We start from the raw sequence: 3696 nt of genomic DNA on the forward strand, positions 1-3696 counted from the left end.
CACCTCGAATATGCTGGCATTGGGCGATTCCTAATGCGCCACCGCCCAAAGTATCTCTATTGATTGCGGCAGTTGCTATTTCCGGTAACAACAAAGAAATAATGAGAGTTGTCCAAATAGTTTTTATGAACATGAGTGTATTCTCCAACAGATTTTTACTCATGTTTTGCGTAGCAGGTTTTCTCAAAAAGTTATTTTTATTGAAGGGCAAATGAAAACAGCCACTCTATTCAAAGATTGGCTTAAAATTTTAATTACCCACAAGTTATAATTTAGGAAAAGATACGATGATTTCTCTCTCTTTCCACTGATTATACAGAAACATTCTGGACGAGATTAGTTGAAATTGAGTTTCTGATCTGCCGCTATTGTTGTTGCAAGTTGTAATTACTGTTCTGCTATCTAAAGTTCTCCGATTTGAACCAGCCAGAACGATAGAATTAACAGACGAAACTGTTAAGATACAAGTAATAGTTGCAATTAAAGAAGCTTTCATTATTTTACTCCTCGGTCTGTTGTAACTTACTGTTTTCACCTTTAATTAGCGAAGCGGTTGAAGACTAGTAAGGCAGTAAAACTATTAAAGCCAGGTTTACATTCTAAGTCATAATATATAATTGTCAAATGAGGGGATTATTTTCTATAATAAAAAATCTAAAGTTGTATAAGTAGTTAAATGCAGATACAGCCGCCCCCAGAAAAATTTCTCTCGACATTATTAGAAATAAGGAACTACTATGCGCCACTGGTAGAAGAGTATGGAAAATTGTATCGAGAAGCTTTAGACAACCTAAATCACGTAGAAGCGTTGTTGTCGAACTGGCCTGTGACCGTAGAGGTGAATAACAATGGCTTTTTTAGAGAAGTAGCAGAAGAAGTATTTACCGTACCCGCTCAAGAAAGCAGCAATGGTAATAGCGTTGATGTCTTGAAAACGGCAACAGAATTATCAGAAACTCAGGATAATGAATTATCACTGGTAGACAACATAAAAGCAGAGGTATTTTCTACTGAGAATCAAGAAGATATCAACTCGCAATTAGAAGAAACTCAGCTAATAGTTACTGCTGAAGAAGATGTATTCTCAGATGATAGCTTTGATAGTTCTCAAGTTGAAACACAAACTCTGGAGTTTACTAATACTGAAAAATCAGCCGCAACAACACAAGAAGATAATACTGCTCAAGAAAGCGACATCAAAGACGACAGTAACGACGCTCTAACAGCAGCAAGTGAAATAGCCCAACTGGATACGACTGAGCCATTACCCCAAGAAGATGAACCCCCAGTTGCCGAGTTTACCAAGCAAGAGGAAACCACCACTACGCCAGATAAATCCTTGTATGGGCAAGATATTCCGATGCTAGAGGAATATCACTCTCTAAGGCGTATAGAAGCGATAGAAAAACTGTTACAGCAGCATAAAGGTAGTGTATGTCATATAGATTTTGTGGTGCGATCGCTGTATGGCGAGTTAGAACCAAAAGCTTGGAAAGTAGTCAAAGGTAGAGTTCAATCAACGCTGACTCAAGGCAGAGAAAGCAAGAAATGGTCGCTAGTTCCGGGCAAGCCAGGGTACTACACCATAGATTTGAAATTACTCAACAATTCTCGCAAGGGTAGTTCTTCTAAAAAGAGCCAAACGAAGGAGCAAAAACCCGGCCCCCAGGCGCAAGCAAATCTCAGCAACGATAGTTTGTCTAAGCCAAATCAAAGTCAAGCCAGAAAACCATCTCCACAGGCGAAAACTAATGTTATTCCGATGCAAGGAGAGTTTGAAGGCAAATTTTTGATTGATGCGATTAGTTTGTTATTAGAACAAAATCCGAGAAGAGTTTTTGATGTGGCTGAAGTTGTCAAGCAACTATATGGAGAACTCACGCCTGAGCAATTGCAACAAGTCAGACCAGGAGTGCTGAACGAATTGTCACGGGGTTATCGCTCAGGCAGATTTTCTAGAGTGCCAGAAGAAAAAGGACTGTACATTTGGGATTCTAAGTTGCTACCAGACTAATAACAATTCGCGGCGGACGCTCGTGGACTCGCTAACGCAACGATGCTCCCGCCCTGATCCGAAGCACGCAATTCGCAATTAAGAAAGCCAACTTGTACAAGAGTTTGTTAATCAACAAGTTTTTATTAAATTAATTGTGATAACATCTGTTCCAAAATATCTTGGAGTAATTCTTCTTCAGAAGAATACAGAGAAACTGGGCCAGAGAGAAATTCTTGAATAGTTAGTTTCTGCTGTTGAAAATCTTTGACAAAATCCCTGATTTGAGAAACAGCTTGAATTTGAGATTCAATTGCTTCGACCATCCCGGCTACAGCATCAATGCCCTGCTTGGCTGCTTTGCGAGAGCTAGAAACCATTGCTCCTTCTGGTGTATTTTTGGCTAAACGTAGTTCTCGTTTCAAGTTTTCATATTGAGAATGAAGAATTTGATTTTGCTGTTCTAGATGGCGACATTTGCGAGTTAAATCATCTTCACTATTAGGGTTAATCGTTTCCCCAACTTGCTGACGAGATTCAATTTCTAACAGTCTTGCTAAATCTCCTTCTTGGTAGGCAATATTTATCTCCTGCATAATTTGGGTATGATATTTCTGTGTTTCGCTATCTTGTGCCTTGTCCGGGTGAAAGATTTCCGCTAACCGCAAAAATGTGGAGCGAATTTTTTGCTGTGTTTCGGTTCTAGCCCCAGCCCCAAAAGAGGTAGTTTCTTGTGCTGGCCACTGTTGATTTTGATGAGAATTTTCGGTAGATTGAGTGGAGAAATCTTCTTCCGTAGATGAAAACTCTTTATTTGGCTCTTGCTGGAATTGCTCTGTATCGGATTTGATGCTGATAATTCCGGCAAATTGTAGTTGACGATAAACTGCTTGTATTTTCTTAAGAGTTTGTTTACCAAATTTTCGAGTAGCAAAGATAGTTTCAAACAAAGCGTGAATTTCTTGGTCGATTTGAGCCATTTTTTGGAAGCTCGAAGTTGTTTGATGTACTACCTCTGTGGCTAAAGAACGCGACTTTTCGACAAAGTTATTTAGTTCAGTTCGCTTTCTTTTAATTTGCTTAAGGATTGATTGGTGTTCTTTCTCTAAAAATTGTAAGCGCAAATGTAACTCGGAAAGAGCCAGTCCTTGTGCAACAGTAGAAGGAGATGAAGATGTAGCAGTTCGTCGAGACATAGAAGATTTATGCTGTTTTTCAAGTGAAAAGAGTGATACATATATCAAGACACTCCATTGATGATACAGGAATAGGCAAATTTGAAAACAAGCGCGATCGCTGCATAGAAATCCAATCCTGAGATGAGATTTTCGTCAGGGTATTTGATTTATAATTTTGAGTCCGTCTAATGAGTGGAGAAGTAATAAAGTTGTATGTCCAGCTTAAGTTCCGACACAGTACGCGTCTATTTGCAAGAAATTGGTCAGTTCCCGTTATTAACCTCTGAGCAAGAAATAACTTATGCAAGACTTGTACAACAAATGATTGCCCTACAGCAGCAACAGCAGCAATTAAGTCAACAATTAAATCGCCAACCAACATCCTCTGAAGTAGCTAATTTTGTCAATAAAACAATACCGTAGCCAATTTACGAGGGTTCAACACCTGTAGAAACGGGATGAATACGTCCTAAAGAAGTAAGCTTGGCAAAAATCTGACTTAATAAAATAGGCTCAGGCATTTCA

Annotated in this window: 4 protein-coding genes; 2 read left to right on the forward strand and 2 right to left on the reverse strand. The window is 39.0% G+C overall.

The window, feature by feature from the left end:
* Window positions 1-265 precede the first annotated feature (265 nt).
* Complete coding sequence (locus H6G28_RS36285; protein ID WP_190678235.1) at window positions 266-496, reverse strand: hypothetical protein; 231 nt, start codon at window positions 494-496, stop codon at window positions 266-268.
* A gap of 180 nt (window positions 497-676) precedes the next feature.
* Here H6G28_RS36285 and H6G28_RS36290 point away from each other — a divergent pair, with 180 nt between their 5' ends.
* The gene (locus H6G28_RS36290) at window positions 677-2014 is read left to right on the forward strand and encodes a hypothetical protein (RefSeq protein ID WP_190678238.1); all 1338 of its coding nucleotides are present in this window, start codon (window positions 677-679) and stop codon (window positions 2012-2014) included.
* A gap of 125 nt (window positions 2015-2139) precedes the next feature.
* Here the strand turns inward: H6G28_RS36290 and H6G28_RS36295 are convergent, their stop codons facing one another.
* A complete protein-coding gene (locus H6G28_RS36295) occupies window positions 2140-3189 on the reverse strand; it encodes a J domain-containing protein (protein ID WP_190678242.1) in 1050 nt (349 codons plus the stop codon).
* A 195-nt stretch (window positions 3190-3384) separates the two neighbouring features.
* Here H6G28_RS36295 and H6G28_RS36300 point away from each other — a divergent pair, with 195 nt between their 5' ends.
* Window positions 3385-3594 (forward strand): sigma-70 factor domain-containing protein, encoded by a 210-nt coding sequence (locus tag H6G28_RS36300; RefSeq protein WP_190678245.1) that lies wholly within the window; start codon window positions 3385-3387, stop codon window positions 3592-3594.
* Window positions 3595-3696 lie beyond the last annotated feature (102 nt).

This window comes from Nostoc sp. FACHB-190, assembly GCF_014696905.1.
Classification (GTDB): domain Bacteria; phylum Cyanobacteriota; class Cyanobacteriia; order Cyanobacteriales; family Nostocaceae; genus Nostoc_B.